Source organism: Mesorhizobium sp. M0030 (assembly GCF_040323695.1).
Lineage (GTDB): Bacteria > Pseudomonadota > Alphaproteobacteria > Rhizobiales > Rhizobiaceae > Mesorhizobium.
The window spans coordinates 1-25,748 of sequence record NZ_JAMYVE010000013.1 but is presented as its reverse complement, the minus strand read 5'-3'; the positions used below and the strand labels follow the sequence as shown (position 1 = coordinate 25,748).

The window sequence follows — 25,748 nt, the reverse complement described above, 5'->3', positions numbered from 1 at the left end:
GACCGGCACCGCTTAAGAGAGCACCACGATGTCTCCTGATCCTCGCCACAGCGAAAGCCCGCACAACGGGCTCTTCGTCAACGGCCTTTGCAAGAGCTACGGACCGGTCCAGGTCCTGGCCGATGCAAGCTTTGAGGTGCGGCCGGGCGAGGTTGTGGCGCTGCTCGGCGAAAACGGCGCCGGCAAGTCGACGGTGTCCAATATCATCGCCGGCTCGACCCGGCCCGACGCGGGCACCATCATCTGGCGGGGGAAGCCCTATTCCCCCGCCTCGCCTGCCGCGGCAATCGATGCCGGTGTGGGCATGATCCATCAGGAACTGAAGCTGCTGCCGGATCTGTCGGTGGCGGAAAACGTCTATGTCGGGCGCCTGCCGATGCGCGGCGGCCGCATCGACCGCGCCGAGATGAACGCCAAGGCCTCGGCGCAGTTGAAGCGGCTTGGCCTCGACGTCTCGCCCGAGCGCAAGGTGGGCACGCTGCGCATCGCCGCCCAGCAACAGGTCGAGATCGCCAAGGCGTTGACGCTCAATGCCGAATTGCTGATCTTCGACGAACCCACCGCAGCGCTCGGCGGCGAGGAAACGGAGCTTTTGTTCCAGCAGATCCGCAAGCTCAAGGCGGAGGGCATGTCCTTCATCTACATCAGCCATCGTCTCGACGAGATCGCGCAGATTGCCGACCGCGTGATTGTGATGCGCGACGGACGCATCGTCGCCCGCCACGAGCGCGCCGATATTCCCGTGCGCACAGTGGTGGAGCAGATGGTCGGCCGCTCGGTCGAACGGATGTTCCCGCATCTGTCGCCGCCGCGCGAGGAGACGCTGCTCGAGGTCGACAACCTGTCCTCGCCGGAGAAGAGCTTCAACAACGTTTCCTTCTCGGTCAAAGCAGGCGAGATCCTCGGCATTGCCGGGTTGATCGGCGCCGGCCGCACCGAACTGGTGCGGGCGATCGCCGGCGCCGATCCGATCTCGTCGGGCTCGGTGCGCGTTGCCGGCAAACCGGTGCATCTCAGCGGGCCAGCGGCAGCCATCAAGGCCGGCGTCGTGCTGGTGCCGGAAGACCGCAAGGCGCAAGGCGTCGTTCTCGACCAGACCATCGGCGAGAATTTGGCGTTCGGCAATTTCGACCATGTCGCGCCGAAAGGCTGGGTGTTTCCGAAAGCGGTGCAGAAATTCGCCGAAGCCGGCATCGCAAGGCTCGGGGTCAAGGGCAAACCTGGCCAGGCGGTCAGCAAGCTTTCCGGCGGCAACCAGCAGAAGGTGATCATCGCCAAATGGGTGTCGCGACCGCCGAAGGTGTTCATCCTCGATGAGCCGACGCGCGGCATCGATGTCGGTGCGCGTGCGGCAATCTACGACGTCATTGCCGACCTCGCCCGTTCCGGCATGGCGGTGGTGGTGGTGAGCTCCGACCTCGAGGAGGTGCTGGGTCTGTCGCACCGGGTGCTGGTGCTGAGCCGCGGCCGCCAGCGCGGCATTCTCGGCCGCAGCGAGGCCAGCAATGTCGCGGTGATGGAACTCGCCACGAGCTGAGGACAGGAGTCGGAACAAAGCGCAGCAGGTGGTATCCTCCCAAGGACCGGACCGCGCGGGGCGCCAGCAAAGACTGGCGCCCCTTCATTTCAGGAGGGGGAACAACATGAAACTATTCGATCTCAGCGGCGACGTAGCGCTGGTAACAGGCGCCGGCAGCGGCATTGGCCAGGCCATTGCCATCGGGCTCGCCGAAGCCGGCGCCGACATAGCCTGTTTCGGCCATGCCTCGAAAGGCGGGCTGGATGAGACCGCGCACAGGATCGCCGCGCTTGGCCGCAAGGCGGTGGTGCTGACCGGGACGGTGACGTCGGAGGCCGACCTAGCGACCGCAGTCGAGCGCACGGAAAAGGAGCTCGGCGCGCTGACCATCGCCGTCAACAATGCCGGCATTGCAGGAGCCGAGGCCGCCGAGACGCTGTCGCTGGAGAAGTGGCAGAAAATCTACGACGTGAATGTCAGCGGCGTGTTCCTGTCCTGCCAGGCCGAAGCGCGCGCCATGCTGACGCGGCGCAAGGGCTCGATCATCAACATCGCCTCCATGTCGGGTTCGATCGTCAATCGCGGCCTGACCCAGGCGCATTACAATTCGTCGAAGGCGGCGGTCATCCACATGTCGAAAAGCCTCGCCATGGAATGGGCCGATCGCGGCCTGCGCGTCAATGTGGTGAGCCCAGGCTACACGCTGACGCCGATGAACAAGCGGCCGGAGGTCGCCGAACAGATCAAGATCTTCGAACGCGACACGCCCATGGGGCGCATGGCGACGCCGGAAGAGATGGTCGGCCCGACCGTGTTCCTGGCCAGCCGCGCCGCGAGTTACGTCACCGGCATCGACCTGATCGTCGATGGCGGTTTTGTCTGCTGGTAAGGAGAAAAGATGCAGAAGCGTTTTGAAGGCAAGACTGCGGTCATCACCGGCGCGAGCGGTGGCATCGGCGCGGCGATGGCGAAGCGCTTCGCCGAGGAAGGTGCCGCGGTGGTGGTCAGCGCCATCGATACCCGCGTCGAGGACGTCGCCGCCGGCCTGAAAGCGGCAGGCGCCAAGGTCGCGTCGATGCGCATGGACGTTACCAGGAAGGATGAGGTCACCGCGCTTTACGACCTCGCCGAGAAGGAATTCGGCCGTGTCGACATTTCGGTGCAGAATGCCGGCGTCATCACCATCGCCCGGATCGAGGCGATGACCGAGGCCGAGTGGGACAAGGTGATGGCGGTCAACACCAAGGGCGTGTTCCTGTGCTGTCAGGAAGCGATCGCCCGCATCCGCAAGCATGGCGATGGCGGCCGGCTGATCAACACGGCATCGGGCCAGGCGCGGCAGGGTTTCATCTACACGCCGCATTATGCGGCGTCGAAGTTCGGCGTCGTCGGCATTACCCAGAGCCTGGCCAAGGAAGTGGCCAAGGAAAAGATCACCGTCAACGCCATCTGCCCCGGCATTATCGACACCGACATGTGGGCCTATAATGACGCAGCGTGGGGCAAGCTGATGGGTGACTACAAGCCCGGCGAGCTGATGGCCGAATGGGTGAAGAACATCCCGATGGGCCGCGCCGGCAGCGGCGAGGACGTGTCCGGCCTGGTCAGCTTTCTCGCCAGCGACGACGCCACCTACATCACCGGCCAAACCATCAATGTCGATGGCGGCCTGATCATGTCGTGAACGTCAGCTCTGGCGGTTGGCAATCGACCAGTCTGAAATTCCGCAGTGCACAGGGCATCAGCCGTTGCGCCGCATGAACGTTGGTATATATAATTTCATCTCATGAAACGGCCTTGGCGGGATGGGGCTCGCCGGCCGAGACCATGGGACCTTGATGGCTCGCACGTCTGAGAGCGCCGCTGGAGCGGCGATCGATCTGTTGACGATTGCTCACGCAGCAATCCATCCGATGCCATGACGCGGGCCCGCCCGGCATCACATAAACACCAAGTCGAGCAACCATTTCGCCTGCGCAAGTTGCGGCCGCGGCACTGGCTTGGTGCGAACGAGCTTGCGTAACGACCCGCCTTTCCAACACAATCAAGAAAAGACGCAAGAAGGGAACGATCAAGAAATTTCCACATGGTTTGACAGGAGAACAAGCATGTCATTTCGCAGTGTGATTTCGAACCTATCAATGGGAGCCTTGGCGCTTGCCGCCGCAAGTGCGCTTACATCACCGGTCCACGCAGCAGCACCTGAATCCAACGACCCGATCAAGATCGCGCTGTTCGACTGGACCAGCGTCAACCTCAACGCCAAGATCCTTGGCGGTATCCTCGAAAAGCTCGGCTATACCGTCGAATATCCGACAGCCGACTACCTCTCCAGCCTGACCACCGGCCTCACCAATGGCGACCTTGATGTCGGCCTGGAGTTCTGGGACACGACGGCCGGCGAAGCGATGAAGGCTTCAGACGCCACCGGCCAGACCGAGCGGCTCGGCAAGCTCGGGCCGAAGGCCAAGGAGGAATGGTGGTTTCCCGAATATATGAAGGAGAAATGCCCCGGCCTGCCCAATTGGGAAGCGCTGAAGGACCCGAAATGCGCCGAGGCGTTCTCGACAGCGGAGACGGCGCCGAAGGGCCGCTATCTCGGCGGCCCGGTAACCTGGGAAGGCTTTGACGACGAGCGCGTCGAGGCGCTGAAGCTGCCCTTCACCGTCATCCATGCCGGCACCGACGCGGCGATGTTCGCCGAGTTGGACTCGGCCTATCAGCGCAAGGCGCCGATCATGCTGTGGATCTATTCGCCGCATTGGGCGCCGGCCAAGTACAAGGGCGAGTGGGTCGAATTCCCGGAGTATACGCCCGAGTGCTACACCGACCCGAAATGGGGCACCAACCCGGATGCCAAATATGATTGCGGCAAACCGCATGGCGAAATCTGGAAATACTCCTGGTCCGGCATGAAGGACAAATGGCCGGTCGCCTACAAGGTGGCCAAGGCGTACACGATCGACACCGATGAGCTCAACAAGATGAGCGGCGAGATCGACCTCGGCGGCAAGACGCCCGAAGATGTCGCCGCCGCCTGGATCGCCGCCCACGAAGCAGACTGGAAAGCCTGGGCGCAGTGATCGCCTGACTGGAAGCCAGACCCGGCCCTAGCGGCCGGGTCTTATCTCCATTTTCCAGAAGGACCATTGGATGACGGAAGCGACTGAACCGCAGGCAACTGGCACGCCGGAGGATGTGCGGCCGATAAAGCTTGCCTGCCGTAATGTCTGGAAACTGTTCGGATCGAACGCGGCCAGCTTCATCCGCGAGCGTGACGGCAAGGCCAGCATGGCCGACATCGCCGCGGCCGGACTGGTCGGCGCGGTGCGCGCCGTCGATCTCGAAATCCGCCAGGGCGAGATTTTCATCATTATGGGGCTGTCCGGCTCCGGCAAGTCGACGCTGGTGCGCTGCATGTCGCGGCTGGTCGAGCCGACCCACGGCAAGGTCGAATTCGAAGGCAACGATCTGCTCAAGATTTCCGATTCGGCGCTGATCGAACTGCGGCGCCATCGCATGGGCATGGTGTTCCAGAATTTCGCGCTGCTGCCGCATCTGAACGTGCTGGAGAACATTGCCTTCCCGCTGAGTATCCAGGGCCAAGACCGGCCGACGCGCGAAGCGAGAGCGCGGGAGGTGATCGATCTCGTGGGCTTACGCGGCCGCGAGCATTTCTATCCGCGCGAACTCTCCGGCGGCCAGCAGCAGCGCGTCGGCATTGCCCGCAGCCTCGCGACCAAGCCGGAGATCTGGTTCCTCGACGAGCCGTTCTCGGCGCTTGACCCATTGATCCGCCGCGAGATGCAGGACGAGCTGATGCGGCTGCAGACCATGCTGCACAAGACCATCGTTTTCATCACCCATGATTTCGACGAGGCGATCAGGCTGGCCGACCGCATCGCCATCATGAAGGACGGCGAGGTCATCCAGATCGGCACACCGGAGCAACTGGTGGTCAATCCGGCGACCGACTATGTCGCCGAATTCACCCGGGATGTCGACCGCGCCAAGGTGATTTCGGCGCGCAGCCTGATGCGTGCCCTGGATGGCTCCGAGCATGGCGGCACGGTTTCGCCCGACGCCAGGATCGCCAGCTTCTCGGCCAGCATCGTCGCTTCGGGAAAACCGTTCGCGGTGGTCAACGGCAGCGGCAAGTCGATCGGCGAGGTGACGCCGCAAGCCGTGATCGGACTGCTGGCCGGCATCGACAAGCAAAGAGCCGGCGCATGACGGTGACTGCAAGCGCCAGCCAAACGAGGCCACCGGTTCAGCGCTGGCTGCTGATCTGGGCGCTGGCGCTGGCCGCCGTGCTGGTGGTATTCCTGCTGCAGGAGAGGCTGCCATGGGCGGTCGACTATCCGGCCGATGCGGTCGTTCCCGTCGCCGACTGGGTCAGTGCGCTGATGCGCTGGATCAAGTCGAACTTGTCCTGGCTGACCCGCTCGATCACCGCGGTGCTCGGCGTTCCCCTCGATTTCGCGCTCGACCTGCTGGCCAAGAATTTCAAGATTGGTCACGGTGCCGATGCCTATGTCCTGCCGCGCCTGTCCTGGATCGGCGTCTGCGTAGCCGCCTTCATCGCCGGGCACGCCGTGGGCGGTAGAAAACTCGGCATGCTGGTCGGCGGCTGCTTCCTCTACACCGCGCTGTTCGGCCAGTGGACCAGCGCCATGCTGACACTGGCACTGATTTCCATCGCGGTGCCGTTCTGCATCGTCACCGGCCTGTTCGCCGGCATCTGGGCGTGGCGCAAGCCATGGGCCGAGCGGCTGATCATCTCCCCTGCCCTCGATTTGATGCAGACCATCCCGACCTTCGCCTATCTCATCCCGATGCTGCTCCTGTTCGGCAACAGCCCGGTCTCGGCGATGATCGCCACCGCCATCTTCGCCACGCCGCCCATGGTGCGGGCAACGATGCTGGGTCTGTCGCGGGTGCCCTCCGAGATCGACGATTTCTCAGAGATGGCCGGCTGCACGGCGCGGCAGAAATTGTGGCGCGTGCAGCTGCCGTCGGCGCGGCCGACACTGATGATCGGCGTCAACCAGGTGATCATGCTGGCGCTGAACATGGTGATCATCGCCTCGATGATCGGCGCCGGCGGCCTCGGCTATGATGTGCTGCTGGCGCTGCGTGCGCTGAAGGTCGGCGAAGCGATGGAAGCCGGGCTCGCCATTGTGGCGCTCGCAATCGCGCTCGACCGGCTGAGCCAGGCGATCGCGCATAAGCAGGCAAAAGGCCACGTTCAACGGCAGGCGAACCAGAGCGTTTGGCGGCGCTATCCCAATCTGTCGCTGGCCATCGCCATCCTGGTCGTGACGACGCTGCTCGGCCTGTTCGTACCGGCCTTCGCAGCGGTGCCGAAGGAGATCACCTTCACCACCGCGCCACTGTGGAAGGCGGCGGTGAGCTGGGTGACGATCAACTTCTTCGACGTGATCGAAGCGTTTCGCGTGGCGCTCATCCTCAATGTACTGAACCCGCTGCGCGCCTTCTGCGAAGGCTTTCCGTGGCTCGGCGCGGTGGCCCTGCTCGGCCTCGCCGGCTATCAGCTCAGTGGCCTGCGTTTGGCCGCCCTTGTCGCGGCGCTGACCGCCTTCTGCGCCGTCACCGGCCTTTGGGAAAAGACTATGGCCACAGTCTATCTCTGCGGCATCTCGGCCTTCATCGCCTGCCTGATCGGCATTCCGATCGGTCTCGCGGCCGCCCGCAGCGACCGCTTCGAAAAGATCGTCACGCCCATCATCGACACGCTGCAGGTGCTGCCGTCCTTCTGCTTCATCATTCCCGTGGTGATGCTGTTCCGGGTCGGCGACGTCACCGCCATGATCGCAACGGTCGCGTTCGCCGTGGTGCCAGCGATCCGCTACACCAATCACGGCATCCGGCAAGTGCCGCCGGCGCTGATCGAGGCGGCGAAGGTTTCCGGCTGCACGCCGCGCCAGACCTTCTTTCGCGTGCAATTGCCGCTGGCGCTTCCCGAAATCATGCTGGGCGTCAACCAGACGATCCTGATGGCGCTGGCGATGATCATCATCTGCGCCATGGTCGGCACACGCGACCTCGGCCAGGAAGTCTTCATCGCGCTGTCCAAGGCCGATTCCGGACGCGGCATTGTCGCGGGTCTCGCCATCGCTTTCATCGGCATCGTCGCAGACCGGCTGTTCAATGCCTGGACGGCGAAGGCGCGGGCAAGACTAGGATAATTGTTGAATGTCCAATCCCGGCGAACCGCCTTTTGCCGTACTCGTCTTCGACATGGCCAAGACCGGCGAGCCGGACGGGGAGCACGTAGTTTCGGGGTTTGAGACGCTGGAGGCGGCGACGTCCTACGCCATTGCGCGGGTTCGCGCCTCGGTGGAGGAGTTGCGCAAGCCCGGCATCGCCACTGCTGAGCTTCGCCAGCTCTGGCACCTCTATGGCGAAGACTGTTCGGTGCTGAACGCCGGAGGGCGCGGCAGCGATCTACTCGACGATTTCATTGCGACGCCGTCGATGCCGGCCGAATGCAACTGGCAAGTTCTCGCGCCAAGGCTGCGCCGCTTCCGCGCCTCGCTGCTGATCTCCAACGGCAACAACGAATCCGTCTGGGCGGGCGGCTTCTTTCGCTCGACCTACAGGCTGACGCGAGACGGCCTCCTCGAGCGCTTTGGCGACGACGCCATTGCCGCCTTCAAGGCCAAGGGGATCGAGCCGGCGGAGCCGACGAAGCTCATGGTCGCCAATTACTTCGAGCTTCCCGACCCGCCCTACCCGCCGCCAGGCGTGACGCTGCGATCCTGGAAGGTCGAGGTCGGTTTTGTCTGCCATGACGTGAAGTTCGGCGGCGACGCCGCCGGAATCTTCGCCTGGCCGCAAGAGCCCACCGACTGGGCGCTCAGAACCATGCAGTTCCTGCTGATGGCCGACATGATGGCCATGCGCGGCGATGGCCCCGACTGGGCCAACGACTGCGAGATACTAACCGCCAAGGTGACCGAGACGGAGGCGCCTCCCGACTATCCGCTGGATTGAAGTGATGATCATCACCTGCCCCGTGGCCGGCACACGCGATCTCGGCCAGGAAGTGTTGGTCGCACTGTCCAAAGTCGCGGCATTGTCGCGGGCTGGCAACAACCTGCCATCGACATCATCGCGGTCGGTCTTCGACCCCTGAGCCGCGAAAGCTCAAGCACGGCTCGGATAGACGGTTTCGCCTCTTCTGGAGTTCGCCTCTTCTGGAAATGGCAGGCCGCGCTCCAGCTCTTGACTTTGACGCATTTTCGCGCGGAAAGCTGCTTCATCCTCGACCAGCCTGAGCTTGCTGCCGAATGCCCGATCAGCGCAAACCGCCTTTTACTGTCGTCGTCTTCGACATGGCCAAAACCGGCGAGCATGTGGTTTCGGGGTTTGAGACGTTGGATGCGGCTACGTCCTACGCGATTGCTCGGGTTCGCGCCTCGGTGGAAGAGCTGCGCAAGCCTGGCATCGCAGCAGCCGAGCTCCGGCGGCACTGGCATATCCATGGTGAGGATTGCACGGTGCTGAACGCCAATGTGCGCGGCAGCGATCTGCTTGACGATTTCATCGCGACGCCGGGGACACCGGCCGAATGCGACTGGCGGGCGCTGGCGCCACGACTGCGCCGTTTCTACGCCGCTGTGAACGTCTTCAACAACGATGGCAAATCTATCCGGGTCAGCGGCTTTTTCCGCGCGACCTACCGGTTATGGCACGCTGGCCTGCTCGCACGATTTGGCGACGACGCCATCGCCTCCTTCAAAGCCAAAGGCATCACGCCGGCAGTGCCGACGAGAGTCTCGGTCGACCATCACTTCGAGCAGCCCGATCCGCCGCGCCCGCCGCTCAGCGATATCAGGCCGTTGCTGTCGTGGAAGGTCGAGATCGATTTCGGATGCACCGATGTGAGGTTCGGCGCCAAAACCGACGGCGTCTTCGCCTGGCCCGAGGAGCCGACCGGCCGGGCACTCAACGACATGACACATCTGCTGATGGCTGACAGGCTGTCTATGTACGGCACCGGCCCGGAGGGTGCCTATTATAGCGAATTGGTGTGGGTCAAGGTGACGGAGACCGATGCGGCTCCCGACTACCCTCTGAATTGAAACTGGGCCGGTGCCGGCGCATTGTTTTGCATCACGCCGACCTATTCCGCCGCCACGCCCTTCACCTGGAGATAGCTTTCCATCGAGTCGTCCAGCGCCTGCAGCCAGGGCGTATGGTGCAATGGCGCCATGGTGCCGGTCATCAGCGAGCGGTAGGCGTGGTCGCGAAAGCTCATAATGTCTTCCGACTTGTGGTGCTCCCATTCCATGAAGGTCTGGTTGACCGCCTCGACGTCGAAGCCGGGATAGTCGGTCTGGTCCATCAGTTCCTTGGTGTAGTCGCCCTGGAACCAGATCATCTGCTCGGCGTCTTCCAGCGTCTCTTCGCGTGCCCGCCACTTGGCGCCGTGCTCGGCCATCGCCTGTCCCGACGGCAGCTTGATGCGGCCCATGATGACGTCACGGGCGAACCAGGCCTGGGCGTCGAACATGTTGAAAGTGTAGAACTGGTCCTGCATGCCGATATAGGACAGTTTCGGGTTCTTCTCCCACACGACGCCCTCATAGAGCCCGTCCGGCCACATGCGGTTGGCGGTCTTCAGCTTCAGCTCTTCCGTGAGGAACGGGAAGGAATGCAGATAGCCGGTGCACAGGATGATGGCGTCGACATCTTTTGTGGTGCCGTCCTTGAAGTGCGCCGTCTTGCCGACGACCTTCTGCAGCAGCGGCACTTCCTTCCAGTTCTCCGGCCATTTGAACCCCATCGGCTTGGAGCGGTAGCTGGAGGTGATCGATCTGGCGCCGTATTTGTAGCATTGCGAGCCGATGTCCTCGGCAGAATAGGAGCGGCCGATGATCAGTATGTCCTTGCCCTTGAACTCCATGGCGTCGCGAAAATCATGGCTGTGCAGGATACGGCCGTTGAAGGTCGAAAAGCCTTCGAAATAGGGAACGTTGGGAACCGAGAAATGCCCGGAAGCGACGACGACATTGTCGAACTCTTCGGAGTAGGTGACGTCGTTGGTGCGGTCATGCGCGGTGACAGTGAATTTCCTGCTCTCGTCCGAGAAGGTGACCATGCGCACCGGGCTGTTGAAGCGCACCCATTTGCGCAGGCCTGATTTCTCGACGCGACCCTTGATGTAATCCCACAAAACGGCGCGCGGCGGGTAGGATCCGATCGGGCGGCCGAAATGCTCCTCGAACGTATAGTCGGCGAATTCCAGGCATTCCTTCGGTCCGTTCGACCAGAGGTAGCGGTACATCGAGCCGTGGACGGGGTCGCCATGCTCGTCGAGGCCGGTGCGCCAGGTGTAGTTCCACAGGCCGCCCCAGTCCGACTGCTTTTCGAAGCAGACGATTTCGGGGATCTCGGCGCCCTTGTCGGCAGCCGACTTGAAGGCCCTGAGCTGGGCCAGACCGGATGGCCCCGCTCCAATGACGGCAACGCGCGTTTTCATGGCAGGCCTCCCGGTGTCATTCGATTTTTGGAATTGCTCTTACGAAACAAATTTCACTCACAGGACAGTAATTGCCTCTTGGATGCTGTCAACAGGCCTAGTGGAGAAACCGCGTTTCGCCCCAGCGGATTTCCGGAAAAACGGATGACGGCGTAAATCCTGTTCGGACACCATTCGACTTAAGGGGCTTGCTGCGCGGTTGCGTTTCTGTATCGGCACCGAATATGTTCACCTGGAGTGAAATAATCAGGGGGATTCGGAGGCGAGATGGCGAAGACAAGTTCCGACTCCAAGACTGCTTCGACAAGGGCAAAGCCACCGGCAAAGGCCTCCGTGGACGGAAAAACCATCCGCGCGCCGCTGACGCAGAACCCGCATGCCATTCGCGACACCCGCGAAAAAGTGCTGGAGGTGGCGATCGGGCGCGAGGTGCGCGCCTTCCGCAAGAAGCTCGGCATCACCGTCGCCGATCTCGCCGTCGCCACCGATATTTCGCTGGGCATGCTGTCGAAGATCGAGAACGGCATCACCTCGCCGTCGCTGACCACACTGCAGGCGCTGTCGAGGGCGCTCGGCGTTCCCGTCACCGCCTTCTTCCGCCGATTCGAGGAAGAGCGCAGCGCCGTCTTCGTCAAGGCCGGCGAAGGGCTAGATGTCGAACGCCGCGGCACCCGCGCCGGCCATCAATACAATCTGCTCGGCCATATCGGCTCCAACACCAGCGGCGTCGTCGTCGAGCCGTATCTGATTACGCTGACCGAGGATTCGGATGTGTTCCCGACCTTCCAGCATGAGGGCATGGAATTCCTCTATATGCTGGAGGGCGAGGTGGTGTACCGGCACGGCAGCAACCTCTATCCGATGAAGCCGGGCGACAGCCTGTTCTTCGACGCCGACGCGCCGCACGGGCCGGAGCAACTGACGAAACTTCCGATGCGGTATCTGTCGATTATTTGCTATCCGCAGAGCGCGGGGTAGTCGGACCGCCGCAGCCCCCTCACCCGGATTGCCAAGGCCGAATTGCAAGAGCAATTCGGGGCAATCCGACCTCTCCCCGAGGGGAGAGGAGTCTGGCGTCGGCGCTGGCGATCTCTTCTCCGCTCGGGGAGAAGGTGGCCGCGCAGCGGCCGGATGAGGGGGCCTTTAGTCCGGCCCGAACCCCGGTGACGTCGCACTGCCATCATCCAGCTTCGACAGCCATTCCACCAATGTCGGCCGATACCGCGTCAGGCCCTTGTAGGTGGCCAGCTCTTCCGGCAAATCCCGGATCACCCGGTGCAGTCGCCTTGCCCATTTCGGCTGTGTCACCAGTTCGTCCATCTTGATGAGATAGCAGCGGATCGGGAAGACGATGCCGTTCGAGCGCGGCAGCCGCCAGAAGCTTTGCAGTTCGACGCGCAGATGCACCTTGTCGGCGACATTTTCGGGCGTTACCGTCGCGCGGTCCGGGCCCCATTTGTGGTAATTCTCCGGACTGGTGTCGAGGCGCGGGTTTATGGTCATCGTCCAGTTCAGCCGCCGCGCCGGCTTGCCCTGCTGGATGTTGGTGAGGAACTTCAGCGCCCTGACGAAAATGCCCTTTTCATGCGCCAACGGCACCGGCGCGTGCCATTCGAAGAAATTCATGCCGATGTCGAAATCGAGCGACCAGTCGGCCTGAGTGGTGACCATGCCGGCGTCCATCCAAAGATTGCCGTCGCGCTGATCGAGAATGCAGAAATCACCCTGGCTCTGGCGGGTGATGTACTCCATCGGCCCGTAAGGCAGTGTCGAGGTGTCGCCGAAGGTGAAGGTGTCGTCGATGCCGAGCGGCCGGTTGATCCAGCGCCAGCGGTCGCCGTCGCGGGTCAGGGTGAAATGCTCGGGATAGCCAAGTGCCTGTTGCTCCATCAAAAGTTCGAGCAGGTCCCAGCCGGCCAGCGTCATATGCGGCAGCGACTGGCAGCGCAGCGGATCGTCGGCCAGCACCAGTGCACGGTCCTGCATCTCGGCGACATAGTGCTCGTCGACGTCGATCAGGTTTTCCAGAACGCTGCCCTTGGGACCGACGACATGCGGCTCGATGTTGACGGCATACATGTAGGCGTCTTCGTGGAACGGGAACGGAAACCGCCTGATGTGCTCCGGGCTGTTCCTGAAGGTGAAATCGTCGCGAAACGTTTCCTTGCGAAAGGTGATGCCCAAGCTCGCCTCCTATCTTTCCAGGACCAGCGACTCGCCTTCGAAGCGCGACACGCAGGGCATGATCTTGCAGCCGGAACGGTGGTCTTCCTCACTCAGCCAGTGGTCGTTGTGGATGAACTTGCCGTCATACGAGACGACGTTGGTCTCGCACTGGCCGCAGACACCGCCGCGGCAGAGATAGGGCGGATCGACGCCGGCGGCCTCGATGGCTTCGAGCAGGCTCTGCTGCTCGCCGACGCGGATGGTCTTGGCGCTGACGGCAAGTGTGACGTCGAACGGCAGGCCGGGCTGGGGTGCCGCGAAATGCTCGTAGTGCACGGTCTCCGCCGGCCAGCCCAAAGCGGCCGCGCGGTCGCGTACCCAGTTGATCATGCCGGCCGGGCCGCAGACATAGAGATGGGTGCCGAGCGGCTGCGAGGACAACAGACGGTCGAGTTCGATGCGCTCGTCGCGGTCGTCGTGATAGAGCCGGACGCGACGGCCATAGCGCTCCTGCAGCACATCGGCATAGGTGCCGAGCGAGGCGGTGCGGCAGGTGTAGTGCAGCTCGAAATTGCCGCCGGACCCGGCGAGCTGCGCGGTCTGCGCCATGAACGGCGTGATCCCGATGCCGCCGGCAAGCATCAGATGCTTCTTTGCCCTGAGGTCGAGCGAGAACAGATTGACGGGGTAGCTGACCACCATCTCCAGGCCAGGCTTGACGCTCCGGTGCATGAACAACGAGCCGCCGCGGCCGACATCGTCGCGGCGCACCGAGATGGTGTATTCGCGGGTGTCGAGCGGCGATCCCATCAGCGAATAGGGATTGAGCCTTGTGCGGTCGCCATCGCGCATCTCGACCACGACATGGGCGCCGCCGGAAAAGGTCGGCAAAAGCTCACCGTCACGGCGGCGGAAATGGAAGCGCGTCACCAGTTCGTTGACCGGGACGACGTCGCTGACGACGACATCGAGCTTGGTGGTGCCGGTGCTCATGGGAAGACCTCCTCTATGGGAGGGATCTCCGAGCGATCCTCGGCATTTATGCAGACGCCCTGGAATGCTGCCAGCCGTCGCGAATAATGATCGCGCACCAGAAGCAGCAGGCCGCAATGCGCGCAGGTGGCCGGCTGCGTCGTCACATTTTCGGTGATGCCTTTGCAATGCACGCACTGCATGCGCCGCGCCAATGAGCCGCGATGCTCGGTCTGCATGGAGGTATGATCGATGCCGGCTTCGAGCGCCACCTGCATGGCCTGGCCGATCAGCCCTTCGGTGCCGGCGAGATAGAGGCGCAGGCCCATATGCGCGTTGGCAAGCGTCTGCTTCAGCCGGGGCAGCAGGCTGGCGAAGGTTGGCGCGACATGAAATTGCGCGGACTTCAGTGCCTCAAGAGCGGCAACGTGCTTGCCGTCGGCCCCGGGAATGAAGACGATTTCGGCGCCGTCGAAGAAGCCGGGGGGCGCCGTCCTTGCCATATCGACGATCGCCAGCGCGCCTTCCGCATCCGCCACGAAAAGATGATGCTTGCCGGGCTGCGGGGACAGGGTTCCGTAAATGGGCCGGCTGATGATCGTTTTGGCTGCCATTCTCTACTTCGTACCTCGAAACCCCTCGCTGTCGATTGTGCCTCAGCCTTTCGCCGTGCGCTTGGTCTTTTTGGGATCGTCGAAGGGCAGAGGCTGCGCCGTCGCCCTGATCGAACCGCTCTTGTTGCGGATCTCGAGCTTGGTGTCCTTGACCGCGCAGTCGACGTCGAGGCGGGCGATGCCCATCGATTTCTCGACCAGCGGCGAATACATGGCGCAGGTGACCACGCCCACCTTTTTGCCGTCGCGATAGACCGGCGCGCCCTCATCCGCGGGTTGCTTGCCGTCGAGCAGCACGCCGTAGATCTTGAAGCGCTCCTTGCCCTTGAGGCGGTAATGCTGTTCGGCGCCGCGAAAGCCGGTCTTGCCGGGGCTGACGGTGAAGTCGAGGCCGAGCTCCCACAGCGTGTCGCCGGGGCCTTCGTTCTCGAACGGATATTTCTGCGAGTTGTCATAGGGATAAAACAGCAAATAACTTTCGACGCGCAGCATATCGAGCGTGGTGAAGCGGCACGGAATGATGCCGGCGCTCTTGCCCTCGTCGAGGATCCTGTCCCAGATCGTGCCGGCGTCCTGGCCGCGGCAGAATATCTCGTAGCCGCGCTCGCCGGTATAGCCGGTGCGCGAGATCATGACGGGAAAGCCGAACAGCTGCGTCTGCATATGATGGAAATAGTTGAGGTCGCGAATGCCCGGCACATGCTTTGAGAGATAGTCGACCGCGGTCGGTCCCTGCAGCGACAGGTCGTGCAGATTGTCGTCGAAGCGCAGCGATACGTCGCGGCCGACGGAAGCGCGCTGCAATTCCTCATGGCCGGTGCCGGAGCCGTGCACCACCATCCAGGCGTTCGGCCCGGTGCGGTAGAGGATGCAGTCGTCGGTGAATTTTCCGGCCTCGTTCAGCATGCAGGCATAGGCCGACTTGCCGGGATAGATCTTCTCCACGTCGCGCGTCGTTGCCAGGTCGATGAGGTGTGAGGCGTGCGGCCCGGTGATGTGAACCTTCTTCAGGCCCGACACATCCATCAGCCCGGCCCTGGTGCGGATGGCGGTGTATTCCTCGTCGGCGTCCTTGTCGTAGGTCCAGGCGGTGCCCATGCCGCTCCAGTCTTCGAGCTTCGAGCCTAACGCGCGATGGCGATCCGCCAGGGTCGAAAATCTCCAGGATGCCGTCATCCGCAAATCCTCCGTTCGAAAATTCTATTGTGTTCCCGGCTCCCTGCGCGAGGCGGGAGCATTTGGTCGAATATTGATCGCAAACGTCCTGATGCCGCAATACCCGGAAGCAAATAATTTCATTGTCAGGCAAAATTCGCGGCTGGGGACAAACGGTTAACCCAACGTAAAATCGGCTTGACAATTGCTGGATTCGGCCCGAATTTATGAAAAAAATTTCACTCTGTTGAAAGAGGGCAGCGGGCGGCCAATTCGGGGTCGGACGCTGGAAAAGGGGAAACCGATGTCAGACCTGCAGCAGCGCATCGAAGCGCTGTACCGTTCCGACCTGCGCGGATCCGCGCTCCTGATCATCTGCCTTTGGGCGACGATCCTCTTCGTGCTTGTCATGACATGGCCCTACATCCCGGACACCGGGATCAAGATCGTCGTCGCTATCGCTGCCGCCGCCGTGCTGATCTTCAATACGGCCGCCATCCTGGCGATGGTCAATCACTACAAGGAAGACAAGGACTTCATCTACGGTCTCGACATCAAGAACGCCGACGCGGCCCGCAACCGCAAGTCCTGAAAACAGAACGTCCTGAGGGGTAGAAGTCATGTCGCGCTACACGCCGCCGGAACAAGGCAAGGCCGGGCAGATTTTCGATATCGTGGTCGTCGTGGTCGCCATTTTCGTGGCGCTGTGGCTGCCATTGAAACTCGGCCTGGCGGGTGCGGCGAAATCCATCGACGCGCTCGATGCCAAAACCTGGGAAGCGTTGGGACAGAACCCGACCATGGCCTCGATCTGGGAAAAGCTCGGCTATACGCCGGAGACCGCGCACGACATCATCCAGAACCGCTTCCACTACATCATCGACTGGCCGACGCTGATCATCATGGCGGCGGTGCTGATCGGCTATTTCGTCTTCCTGTTCCGCGCCTCCGACCGCGAATATCGCGACGTCATCAACGAAAAGTTCGACGACAAGTAACGCCAGAGATTTTGGGGAAGCACGCTCATGTGGGTCGCACTCTCTTACGCATCGTGGGGCATCTCGGTCGTGCTTGCGCTGTGGATGCTCTACGACTGGTTCAAGATCGACACGACCTATTCCGAGGAGGTGCTGACTTCCTCGCGCGAAGGCGAGCTTGAAGCCGCTTCCGAAAAACACCGGATCTGAGTGGGGATTGAACAATGACGATCACGCTTGAACCGGCAATACACGGCGACAGGGTTTCACTGCTACGCGTGCTCGGCCCGGCCCATGTCTGGGCGCTTGGCGTCGGCATCGTGCTGGTCGGCGAATTCACCGGCTGGAATTTCTCGGCCGACAAGGGCGGCGCACTGGCGGCGCTGATCGTCTGCTGGGTGGTCGGGCTCTTGTACACTTCGGTCGCCATGATCGACTCCGAGGTGACATCGACGGTTGCCGCCGCCGGCGGCCAATACGCGCAGGCCAAGCACATTGTCGGGCCGCTGATGGCCTTCAACGTCGCGCTGTTCCTGGTCTTTGCCTACACCATGCTGGAGGTTTCGGACGCCATCCTGCTCGGCGACACCATCGTCGCCAAGGCCGGCGTCGAAGGGCTCACCCACAACTCCTTCATTGCCGCCACCATCGTCGTGCTGGCATGGCTGAACTATCGCGGCGTGCTGATGACGCTCAACGTCAACTTCGTCATCACGGCGATAGCCTATGTCTCGATCGTTATCCTGTTCTTCTCGGTCAGCCCCTGGACGCAGGGTGCTGTGCTGAAGCTCAACGAACTGGTCACCCCCGCCAATGCGCTGCCCTATGGCTGGATCGGCGTCATCGCGGCCTTCCAGTTCGGCATCTGGTACTATCTCGGCATCGAAGGCACCACGCAGGCCGCCGAGGAAGTGCGCTCGCCGGCGCGTTCGCTGCCTTACGGCACCATGGCCGGCATGATCACGCTTTTGATCGCCGCCGCCATGACCTGGTATGTCTGCGCCTCGCTGATGCCCTGGGAGTACCTCGGTATCACCTATTATCCCTTGTGGGACGCCGGCAAGCTGACCGGCAGCCCGCTGCTGGAAAACCTGTTGTTCGTCGCCACGCTGCTCGCGGCACTGGCGTCGGCCAATGGCTGTATCAACGATGCGGCCCGCGCGTGGTTCTCGCTTGGACGCGACCGCTATCTGCCGACATGGTTCTCGGCCGTGCACCCGAAATACCGCACGCCCTATCGCTCGATCCTGTTCCTGTTGCCGATCGCGCTCGCCTTCGCCTTCATCGCCGACCTCAACCAGGCGATCACCTTCTCAATCCTGTCGGGCGTGCTGCAATACACCTTCATGAGCATAAACATCATGATGTTCCGCAAAAAGTGGCCGCTGGGCACGATCCGCCGCGGCTATACGCACCCGTTCCACCCGATCCCGGCGATCGTGCTGTTTTGCCTCTGCGTGGTGACCTTCTTTGCGATCTTCCTCGGCTACGGCACGCAGCTGATCGCCATGGTCGCCTTCTACTTCCTGATCTCGCTGTGGTTCCACTTCTACCGTTACCGCTATGTGCGCCGCGGCGACCAGTTCACCATGCCGTGGCCGAAGCCGCAGGGCTATTGACAGGAGAGGGCCTGCCGGTCTGGGCGGGCATGGCGTGACGAGGTGTCTGACGTGACGACAGCATTGCTGGCCGGGGCGGTCGCCGTGGCTCTCGTCCTGCACCTCGCCTGGCATACGCGCGCCAGCCGCAAAAAGGCCAAGGCTGATCTTGCAGCCGAGGCAGCCAGCATCCGGACCGTCATCACAGATGCCGTTGATGTCTCCGATGGCACAGCCGGCGTTGTCACCTGGGCCGGCACATGGAACGGACAGCGCGTGCAGCTGCGCACCATCGTCGACACGCTGGCAACGCGAAAGCTGCCGGCGCGATGGTTGAGTGTCACGATCACAGAGCCGGTTGCGGTGCCGGCGACCTTCGACATGATGATGCGGCCGGGCTCGCCGACGACCTTCTCCAATTTCGATCATCTTCAGCATACGCTGCCGAAGGCTCCGGGATTTCCGGCTGAAGCCGTGCTGCGAACCGACCTCAGGGCGGCGCGCTTTCCGCAGAACCTGATCGCCAGCCATCTCGACATCTTTGCCGAAGGCCGCGCCAAGGAACTCTTGATCACCCCGAACGGCGTGCGCATCGTCTGGCTGCTGGCCGAGGCCGAGCGGGCGCGCTACGGCGTGTTCCGGCAGGCCGCATTCGGCGGCGCAAGGCTGGATCCAACGCTGGTCGAGAGACTGCTGACCTCGGCCTCAGTGCTGCGCGATGCCATCAACCGACAGGAAAGGCAGGTCGCATGAGCGCTCCCTCTCCCGCTCCAACAAACCCGTATCTGGTGCTCGGCGCTGCCATCGTCTTACCGGCCAGCGGCCACGTCATTCTGGGCGTGCCCGTGCGCGGCCTGCAGTTCCTGTTCTTCATGGTGATCCTCGCCTGGGTGACGGCCAAGATCGCGCCGGCCGATGCCAGCTTCGTCGGCCGCCACGCCGGCGGCTTCCTGATCTATGCGCTGTCGATCCTCGATGCCTACAGAATAGCCCGCATCCGCACCGCCACATGGATTCACAGCGCCCGCGACGGCGGCGATAGTTCACAAGGCCGCATCGAGCTGGATACGTAACTACAGGAATATTTTTTTCATACGATTGAATTCGCACGACGCATTCGATACATCATCGTCTAGTGGTAACGTCGGGAGGCTGACATGTGTGGAATCGTCGGACTTTTTCTGAAAGACAAGTCGCTTGAGCCGCAGCTCGGCTCGATGCTGTCGCAGATGCTGATATCGCTCAGCGATCGCGGCCCCGACAGCGCCGGCATTGCCATCTATGGCGCGCCTTCCAGGAATGAAGCCAAGATCACCATCCAGTCCGCGAAGCCCGAGCGCGATTTCCGCGGCCTCGACGCCGAACTCGCAAAGGCCATCGGCGCGCCGGTGAGCATAGCGGTGAAGTCCACCCATGCAGTGTTGAGAACCGCGCCCGACAAGGTCGATGCCGCGCGCGAAGCGCTGCAGTCAATCCGCCCCGACGTGCGCATCATGGGCGCCGGCGAAGCGGTGGAAATCTACAAGGAAGTCGGTCTGCCGGAAGCGGTCGTCGACCGCTTCGACGTCCGCTCGATGACCGGCACGCATGGCATCGGCCATACCCGCATGGCGACGGAATCGGCCGTCACCACTATGGGCGCGCATCCGTTCTCGACCGGCGCCGACCAGTGCCTGGTGCACAATGGGTCGCTGTCCAACCACAATAATGTGCGGCGTGAGCTGGTGCGGGAGGGCATGAAATTCGAGACCGAGAACGACACCGAGGTCGCCGCCGCCTATCTCTCGTCGCAGATGGCGCATGGCAAGAACCTCGGTGAGGCGCTGGAAGGCACGCTGTCCGACCTCGACGGCTTCTTCACCTTCGTCGTCGGCACCAAGAACGGTTTCGGCGTGGTGCGCGATCCGATCGCCTGCAAGCCCGCCGTCATGGCCGAGACCGACCAGTATGTCGCCTTCGGCTCGGAATATCGCGCGCTGACCAAACTGCCCGGCATAGACAATGCGAGGGTCTGGGAACCGGAACCCGCAACCGTCTATTTCTGGGAGCATTGAGCCCATGCCGGCAACCAAACTTTCGAAGGCGGCGCAAGACCAGGCGTCCCGGGTCTTCGATCTCGATGTGTCGTCGCTGCGTGAGCTCAACCAGGCGCTTCACAATCTGACGCCTGGTTCCAACGAGACGGCGTGGGAAGTGCTGCACCCGAAGGGCAGCCATTCGGTTGCCGTCGGCGTCGACCAGCCTGTCAGCATCGATGTGCGCGGCAGCGTCGGCTACTACTGCGCCGGGATGAATGACGGCGCTGCCATCACCGTGCACGGCTCGGCCGGACCTGGCGTCGGCGAAAACATGATGTCGGGCTCGGTCGTCATCAAGGGCGACGCCAGCCAGTATGCCGGCGCCACCGGCAAGGGCGGGCTGCTCGTCATCGAGGGCAACGCCTCGTCGCGCTGCGGCATCTCGATGAAGGGCATCGACATCGTCGTGCACGGCAATATCGGCCACATGTCGGCCTTCATGGCGCAGTCCGGCAATCTGGTGGTGCTGGGCGATGCCGGCGACGCACTTGGCGATTCCATCTACGAAGCGCGGCTGTTCGTGCGCGGCAAGGTCGAAAGCCTGGGCGCCGACTGCATCGCCAAGGAGATGCGGCCCGAGCATATCGAACTGCTGCAGGGACTGCTCGACCGCGCCGGCGTCACCGGCGTCAAGCCGTCGGAATTCAAGCGCTACGGCTCGGCGCGCACGCTCTACAATTTCAATATCGACAACGCCGACGCGTATTGAGGCAGCATGACCTACAAGAACCCGCCGACGACGCCGCGCAAATCCGCGACCTTCGACGACTACACGCTTTCCGAAATCCGCCGCGCCGCGGCGACCGGCATCTATGACATCAGGGGCGCCGGGGCCAAGCGCAAGCTGCCGCATTTCGATGACCTGCTGTTCCTCGGCGCGTCGATTTCGCGCTACCCGCTGGAAGGCTATCGCGAACGTTGCGACACCAGCGTCGTGCTCGGCTCGCGTTACGCCAGGAAGCCGATCGAGCTGAAGATCCCGATCACCGTTGCCGGCATGAGCTTCGGTTCGCTGTCCGGCCCGGCCAAGGAAGCGCTCGGCCGTGGCGCCACACTCTCAGGCACGTCGACCACCACCGGCGACGGCGGCATGACCGAGGAAGAGCGCGGCCATTCCAAGCAACTGGTCTACCAGTACCTGCCGTCGCGCTACGGCATGAACCCCAGGGATTTGCGCCGCGCCGACGCCATCGAAGTGGTCGTCGGCCAAGGCGCCAAGCCCGGCGGTGGCGGCATGCTGCTGGGACAAAAGATTTCCGACCGCGTCGCTGAGATGCGTACGCTGCCGAAGGGCATCGACCAGCGCTCGGCCTCGCGCCATCCCGACTGGACCGGGCCGGACGATCTCGAGATCAAGATCCTCGAACTGCGCGAGATCACCGACTGGGAAAAGCCGATCTACGTCAAGGTCGGCGGCGCCCGCCCCTATTATGACACAGCACTTGCGGTGAAGGCCGGCGCCGATGTCGTCGTGGTCGACGGCATGCAGGGCGGCACGGCGGCCACCCAGGAAGTATTCATCGAAAATGTCGGCCAGCCGACGCTTGCCTGCATCAGGCCGGCAGTGCAGGCGCTGCAGGATCTCGGCATGCACCGCAAGGTGCAGCTGATCGTCTCCGGAGGCATCCGCAACGGCGCCGACGTCGCCAAGGCGCTGGCGCTCGGCGTTGACGCGGTGTCGATCGGCACGGCAGCGTTGGTCGCACTCGGCGACAACGATCCGCGCTGGGAGGCGGAGTACAATGCGCTCGGCACCACCGCCGGCGCCTATGACGACTGGCACGAGGGTCGCGACCCCGCGGGCATCACCACGCAGGACCCGGAACTGATGAAGCGGGTCGATCCGATCGCCGCCGGACGGCGGCTGGCGAACTACCTCAAGGTGATGACGCTGGAGGCGCAGACCATTGCGCGTGCCTGCGGCAAGAACAGCCTGCACAATCTCGAGCCCGAGGATCTCGTAGCCCTCACCATCGAAGCCGCCGCCATGGCAGGCGTGCCGCTGGCCGGCACCAACTGGATACCGGGGAAAAACGGCTTCTAACAAAATCACATCAAAATAAGCGAGGAGCTATAATGGGGAACGATCTCGCCGCATTCGCCAAAGAGAACGGCGTCAAATATTTCATGATTTCCTACACCGACCTGTTCGGCGGCCAGCGCGCCAAGCTGGTGCCGGCGCAGGCGATCGCCGACATGCAGAAGGACGGCGCCGGCTTCGCCGGTTTCGCCACTTGGCTCGACCTGACGCCGGCGCATCCTGATATGCTGGCGGTGCCGGATCCGGATTCGGTGATCCAGCTGCCGTGGAAGCGCGATGTCGCGTGGGTCGCCGCCAACTGCATCATGGACGACAAGGAAGTCGAGCAGGCGCCACGCAACACGCTGCGCCGGCTGATTGCGGAAGCCGCCACTGACGGTATGCATGTCAAGACCGGCGTCGAGGCTGAGTTCTTCCTGATCTCGCCGGACGGCAGCGTCATCTCCGACAAATACGACACGGCTTCAAAACCCTGCTACGACCAGCAAGCAGTGATGCGCCGCTACGATGTCATCGCCGAGATCTGCGACCACATGCTGGCGCTGGGCTGGAGCCCCTACCAGAACGACCATGAGGACGCCAACGGCCAGTTCGAGATGAACTGGGCCTTCGACGATGTGCTGGCGACCGCCGACAAGCACTCGTTCTTCAAGTTCATGGTCAAGTCGGTGGCGGAAAAGCACGGCCTGCGCGCGACCTTCATGCCTAAGCCCTTCCAGGGCCTGACCGGCAATGGCTGCCACGCCCATATTTCGGTGTGGGACAAGGCCGGCAAGGTCAACGTCTTTGCCGACAATGCGATGGAGCTCGGCCTGTCGGCTAAGGGCAAGAATTTCCTTGGCGGCATCATGAAACATGCCTCGGCGCTGGCCGCCATCACCAACCCGACGGTGAACTCCTACAAACGCATCAACGCGCCGCGCACCATTTCGGGCGCCACCTGGGCTCCGAACACGGTGACCTGGACCGGAAACAACCGCACCCACATGGTGCGCGTGCCCGGCCCCGGCCGCTTCGAGCTGCGGTTGCCGGACGGCGCCGCAAACCCTTATCTGCTGCAGGCCGTCATCATTGCCGCCGGTCTCGACGGCATCCGCTCCAAGGCCGATCCCGGCAAGCGCTACGACATCGACATGTACCAGAACGGCCACACGGTGAAAGGCGCGCCGAAGCTGCCGCTCAATCTGCTCGACGCGCTTCGCGAATACGACAAGGACAAATCGCTCAAGGCGGCGCTGGGTGAGGAATTCTCGTCGGCTTATCTAAAGCTGAAGCACCAGGAATGGAATTCCTATGCTTCGCACTTCACGCAATGGGAGCGCGACCACACGCTGGACATATAATCGTCCCAGCTGTGCGAGCGACCTCGGAATGACCTGATGAAATATTCGATCTTCTCGCTCGCCCGTGCTGCCCTTTCCGGCCACAAGAACTGGCAGCGCACCTGGCGCGATGCGCCGCCCAAGGACCACTACGATGTGGTGATCATCGGCGGCGGCGGCCATGGGCTCGCCACCGCCTGGTTCCTCGCCTGCGAGTTCGGCATCAGAAACGTCGCCGTGCTGGAAAAGGGCTGGATCGGCTCCGGCAATGCCGGCCGCAACACCACCATCATCCGTTCCAATTACGGCCTGCCCGGCAATACCGGCTTCTACGAGCTTTCGATGAAGCTTTGGGAGCGGATGGAGCAGGACCTCAACTATAACGCCATGGTCAGCCAGCGCGGCGTCCTCAACCTCTATCATTCCGATGCGCAGCGCGACGCTTATGCGCGGCGCGGCAACACCATGCGCATCAATGGCATAGATGCCGAACTGCTCGACCAGGCGGCGCTGAAGAAGATGCTGCCGTTCCTGAATTTCGACCATGCGCGCTTTCCCGTGCAGGGCGGCCTCCTGCAGCGCCGCGGCGGTACGGCGCGCCACGACGCGGTGGTCTGGGGCTATGCCCATGCGGCGAGCGAACTCGGCGTCGACATTATCCAGAACTGCGAGGTCACCGGCTTTGTCCGGGATGGCAACGGCAAGGTGGCCGGTGTCGAGACCTCGCGCGGCAAGATCGGCGCCGGCAAGGTCGGCATGGCGGTTGCGGGTTCCTCCTCGCGCGTCGCCGCAATGGCTGGCCTGCGCCTCCCGATCGAAAGCCATGTGCTGCAAGCCTTCGTCTCGGAGGCGATCAAGCCGCTCATTCCCGGCGTCATGACCTTCGGCGCCGGCCATTTCTATGTCAGCCAGTCGGACAAGGGCGGGCTGGTCTTCGGCGGCGACATCGACGGCTACAATTCCTATGCCCAGCGCGGCAATCTGCCTGTCATGGAGGATGTCTGCGAGGGCGGCATGGCGCTGATCCCGATGATCGGTCGCGTGCGGCTGTTGCGCCAATGGGGCGGCATCATGGACATGTCGATGGACGGCTCGCCGATCATCGACAAGACGCCGGTCGACGGACTCTATCTCAATGCCGGCTGGTGCTATGGCGGCTTCAAGGCGACGCCGGGGTCGGGCTTGGTCTTTGCCCATCTGCTGGCGCGTGACGAAACGCACAAGGAGGCGGCTCGTTTCCGCCTCGACCGCTTCCGGACTGGCGCCATGATCGACGAAAAGGGCCAGGGCGCCCAACCGAACCTGCACTGAGGCTGGCGAGATGCGTATTGTCTGTCCCTTCTGCGGCGAACGCGAACTCGGCGAGTTCAGCTATCTCGGCGACGCCAAGCCTGTACGGCCGGCGGCGGATGCCGGCGAAGATGCCGTCTACGACTATGTCTATCTGCGCGACAACATCGCCGGCGTGATGGCAGAGAACTGGTATCACGGCGGTGGCTGCCGGGCCTGGCTGAAGGTCACCCGCAACACGCTGACGCACGAGATCTCGGCGGTGGAGCCGGCGGCGGGCGCCGGGGCGAGGCAGGTGGCGAAATGAGCTATCCTGTCGAAATCGTAGCCGTCGCGAAAAGCGCCAGCCCCCTACCTCCCCCTTGTGGGGAGGTCGGACCGCAGGTCCGGGTGGGGGTCGGTGCCGCGGGCCCCCCCCCCCGCGGCGGCGCGGGGCCGCCCCCCACGGGGGGGGGTGGGGGGGGGGGGGGGGCGGGGGCGGACGCCCAAATGGGTAGGTGGGGGGGGG

At 63.0% G+C, this 25,748-nt stretch carries 27 protein-coding genes; 22 read left to right on the top strand and 5 right to left on the bottom strand.

The genetic code is table 11. The features are described 5' to 3' along the window. Positions 1-28: 28 nt before the first annotated feature. From NKJ80_RS23635 to NKJ80_RS23595, 9 genes are all read left to right on the top strand, one after another. Complete coding sequence (locus NKJ80_RS23635; RefSeq protein ID WP_352498400.1) at positions 29-1,537, top strand: sugar ABC transporter ATP-binding protein; 1,509 nt, start codon at positions 29-31, stop codon at positions 1,535-1,537. A 106-nt stretch (positions 1,538-1,643) separates the two neighbouring features. Further along, complete coding sequence (locus tag NKJ80_RS23630) at positions 1,644-2,408, top strand: SDR family oxidoreductase (RefSeq protein ID WP_023684416.1); 765 nt, start codon at positions 1,644-1,646, stop codon at positions 2,406-2,408. 9 nt (positions 2,409-2,417) lie between these two features. Next, positions 2,418-3,203, top strand: a complete 786-nt coding sequence (locus tag NKJ80_RS23625; protein WP_023696617.1) for a glucose 1-dehydrogenase — start codon at positions 2,418-2,420, stop codon at positions 3,201-3,203. A 424-nt stretch (positions 3,204-3,627) separates the two neighbouring features. After that, complete coding sequence (locus NKJ80_RS23620) at positions 3,628-4,602, top strand: ABC transporter substrate-binding protein (protein ID WP_023709181.1); 975 nt, start codon at positions 3,628-3,630, stop codon at positions 4,600-4,602. 70 nt (positions 4,603-4,672) lie between these two features. Beyond that, entirely contained in the window at positions 4,673-5,752 is a 1,080-nt protein-coding gene (locus tag NKJ80_RS23615) for a quaternary amine ABC transporter ATP-binding protein (RefSeq protein WP_023668534.1), read from the top strand. After that, on the top strand, positions 5,749-7,728 hold the full coding sequence (locus tag NKJ80_RS23610) for an ABC transporter permease (RefSeq protein WP_023735615.1): 1,980 nt from the start codon (positions 5,749-5,751) through the stop codon (positions 7,726-7,728). Before NKJ80_RS23615 ends, NKJ80_RS23610 begins: the two co-directional genes overlap by 4 nt. Before the next feature lie 7 nt (positions 7,729-7,735). Continuing rightward, positions 7,736-8,536, top strand: coding sequence for a hypothetical protein (locus tag NKJ80_RS23605; protein WP_023738438.1), 801 nt, complete (start codon positions 7,736-7,738; stop codon positions 8,534-8,536). A gap of 4 nt (positions 8,537-8,540) precedes the next feature. After that, complete coding sequence (locus tag NKJ80_RS23600) at positions 8,541-8,678, top strand: hypothetical protein (protein ID WP_023726364.1); 138 nt, start codon at positions 8,541-8,543, stop codon at positions 8,676-8,678. A gap of 154 nt (positions 8,679-8,832) precedes the next feature. After that, positions 8,833-9,627, top strand: coding sequence for a hypothetical protein (locus tag NKJ80_RS23595; protein ID WP_023754056.1), 795 nt, complete (start codon positions 8,833-8,835; stop codon positions 9,625-9,627). Positions 9,628-9,668: 41 nt separating this feature from the next. Here the strand turns inward: NKJ80_RS23595 and NKJ80_RS23590 are convergent, their stop codons facing one another. Continuing rightward, on the bottom strand, positions 9,669-11,027 hold the full coding sequence (locus tag NKJ80_RS23590) for a trimethylamine monooxygenase (RefSeq protein ID WP_352498399.1): 1,359 nt from the start codon (positions 11,025-11,027) through the stop codon (positions 9,669-9,671). Between the two features lie 267 nt (positions 11,028-11,294). Here NKJ80_RS23590 and NKJ80_RS23585 point away from each other — a divergent pair, with 267 nt between their 5' ends. Next, positions 11,295-12,005 carry a helix-turn-helix domain-containing protein gene (locus NKJ80_RS23585; RefSeq protein WP_023687066.1) on the top strand — a complete coding sequence of 237 codons (711 nt, stop codon included), beginning with the start codon at positions 11,295-11,297 and terminating at the stop codon, positions 12,003-12,005. Between the two features lie 165 nt (positions 12,006-12,170). Here the strand turns inward: NKJ80_RS23585 and NKJ80_RS23580 are convergent, their stop codons facing one another. From NKJ80_RS23580 to NKJ80_RS23565, 4 genes are read right to left on the bottom strand one after another with little or no spacing between them, the layout of a single operon-like run. After that, positions 12,171-13,211, bottom strand: a complete 1,041-nt coding sequence (locus tag NKJ80_RS23580) for a heme-dependent oxidative N-demethylase family protein (RefSeq protein WP_023735617.1) — start codon at positions 13,209-13,211, stop codon at positions 12,171-12,173. 9 nt (positions 13,212-13,220) lie between these two features. Continuing rightward, the gene (locus tag NKJ80_RS23575) at positions 13,221-14,186 is read right to left on the bottom strand and encodes a PDR/VanB family oxidoreductase (protein ID WP_023815209.1); all 966 of its coding nucleotides are present in this window, start codon (positions 14,184-14,186) and stop codon (positions 13,221-13,223) included. Next, positions 14,183-14,779 (bottom strand): dimethylamine monooxygenase subunit DmmA family protein, encoded by a 597-nt coding sequence (locus tag NKJ80_RS23570; protein ID WP_023668542.1) that lies wholly within the window; start codon positions 14,777-14,779, stop codon positions 14,183-14,185. Before NKJ80_RS23570 ends, NKJ80_RS23575 begins: the two co-directional genes overlap by 4 nt. Positions 14,780-14,821: 42 nt before the next feature. After that, entirely contained in the window at positions 14,822-15,955 is a 1,134-nt protein-coding gene (locus NKJ80_RS23565; RefSeq protein WP_023815208.1) for an aminomethyl transferase family protein, read from the bottom strand. 283 nt (positions 15,956-16,238) lie between these two features. Between NKJ80_RS23565 and NKJ80_RS23560 the strand changes: the two genes are divergently transcribed. From NKJ80_RS23560 to NKJ80_RS23505, 12 genes are all read left to right on the top strand, one after another. After that, positions 16,239-16,526: a hypothetical protein gene (locus NKJ80_RS23560; protein ID WP_023668544.1), complete on the top strand. Its 288-nt coding sequence runs from the start codon at positions 16,239-16,241 to the stop codon at positions 16,524-16,526. 28 nt (positions 16,527-16,554) lie between these two features. Further along, positions 16,555-16,932, top strand: a complete 378-nt coding sequence (locus tag NKJ80_RS23555; RefSeq protein ID WP_023668545.1) for a hypothetical protein — start codon at positions 16,555-16,557, stop codon at positions 16,930-16,932. A 27-nt stretch (positions 16,933-16,959) separates the two neighbouring features. Then, entirely contained in the window at positions 16,960-17,121 is a 162-nt protein-coding gene (locus NKJ80_RS23550) for a hypothetical protein (RefSeq protein WP_023668546.1), read from the top strand. 14 nt (positions 17,122-17,135) lie between these two features. Next, positions 17,136-18,530, top strand: a complete 1,395-nt coding sequence (locus NKJ80_RS23545; protein ID WP_023815207.1) for an APC family permease — start codon at positions 17,136-17,138, stop codon at positions 18,528-18,530. 42 nt (positions 18,531-18,572) lie between these two features. Then, on the top strand, positions 18,573-19,262 hold the full coding sequence (locus NKJ80_RS23540; protein WP_023704841.1) for a hypothetical protein: 690 nt from the start codon (positions 18,573-18,575) through the stop codon (positions 19,260-19,262). Continuing rightward, positions 19,259-19,582 carry a hypothetical protein gene (locus NKJ80_RS23535; RefSeq protein ID WP_352498398.1) on the top strand — a complete coding sequence of 108 codons (324 nt, stop codon included), beginning with the start codon at positions 19,259-19,261 and terminating at the stop codon, positions 19,580-19,582. Before NKJ80_RS23540 ends, NKJ80_RS23535 begins: the two co-directional genes overlap by 4 nt. A gap of 84 nt (positions 19,583-19,666) precedes the next feature. After that, positions 19,667-20,563, top strand: coding sequence for a class II glutamine amidotransferase (locus tag NKJ80_RS23530; protein ID WP_023668550.1), 897 nt, complete (start codon positions 19,667-19,669; stop codon positions 20,561-20,563). Between the two features lie 4 nt (positions 20,564-20,567). Beyond that, on the top strand, positions 20,568-21,296 hold the full coding sequence (locus NKJ80_RS23525; RefSeq protein WP_352498397.1) for a GltB/FmdC/FwdC-like GXGXG domain-containing protein: 729 nt from the start codon (positions 20,568-20,570) through the stop codon (positions 21,294-21,296). A 6-nt stretch (positions 21,297-21,302) separates the two neighbouring features. Next, the gene (locus tag NKJ80_RS23520) at positions 21,303-22,631 is read left to right on the top strand and encodes an FMN-binding glutamate synthase family protein (protein WP_352498396.1); all 1,329 of its coding nucleotides are present in this window, start codon (positions 21,303-21,305) and stop codon (positions 22,629-22,631) included. A 32-nt stretch (positions 22,632-22,663) separates the two neighbouring features. Continuing rightward, positions 22,664-23,971, top strand: coding sequence for a type III glutamate--ammonia ligase (gene glnT / locus NKJ80_RS23515; RefSeq protein ID WP_023696631.1), 1,308 nt, complete (start codon positions 22,664-22,666; stop codon positions 23,969-23,971). Between the two features lie 36 nt (positions 23,972-24,007). Beyond that, entirely contained in the window at positions 24,008-25,261 is a 1,254-nt protein-coding gene (locus NKJ80_RS23510) for a sarcosine oxidase subunit beta family protein (protein WP_023732170.1), read from the top strand. A gap of 10 nt (positions 25,262-25,271) precedes the next feature. Then, a complete protein-coding gene (locus tag NKJ80_RS23505) occupies positions 25,272-25,547 on the top strand; it encodes a sarcosine oxidase subunit delta (RefSeq protein WP_023732171.1) in 276 nt (91 codons plus the stop codon). Positions 25,548-25,748: the final 201 nt, after the last annotated feature.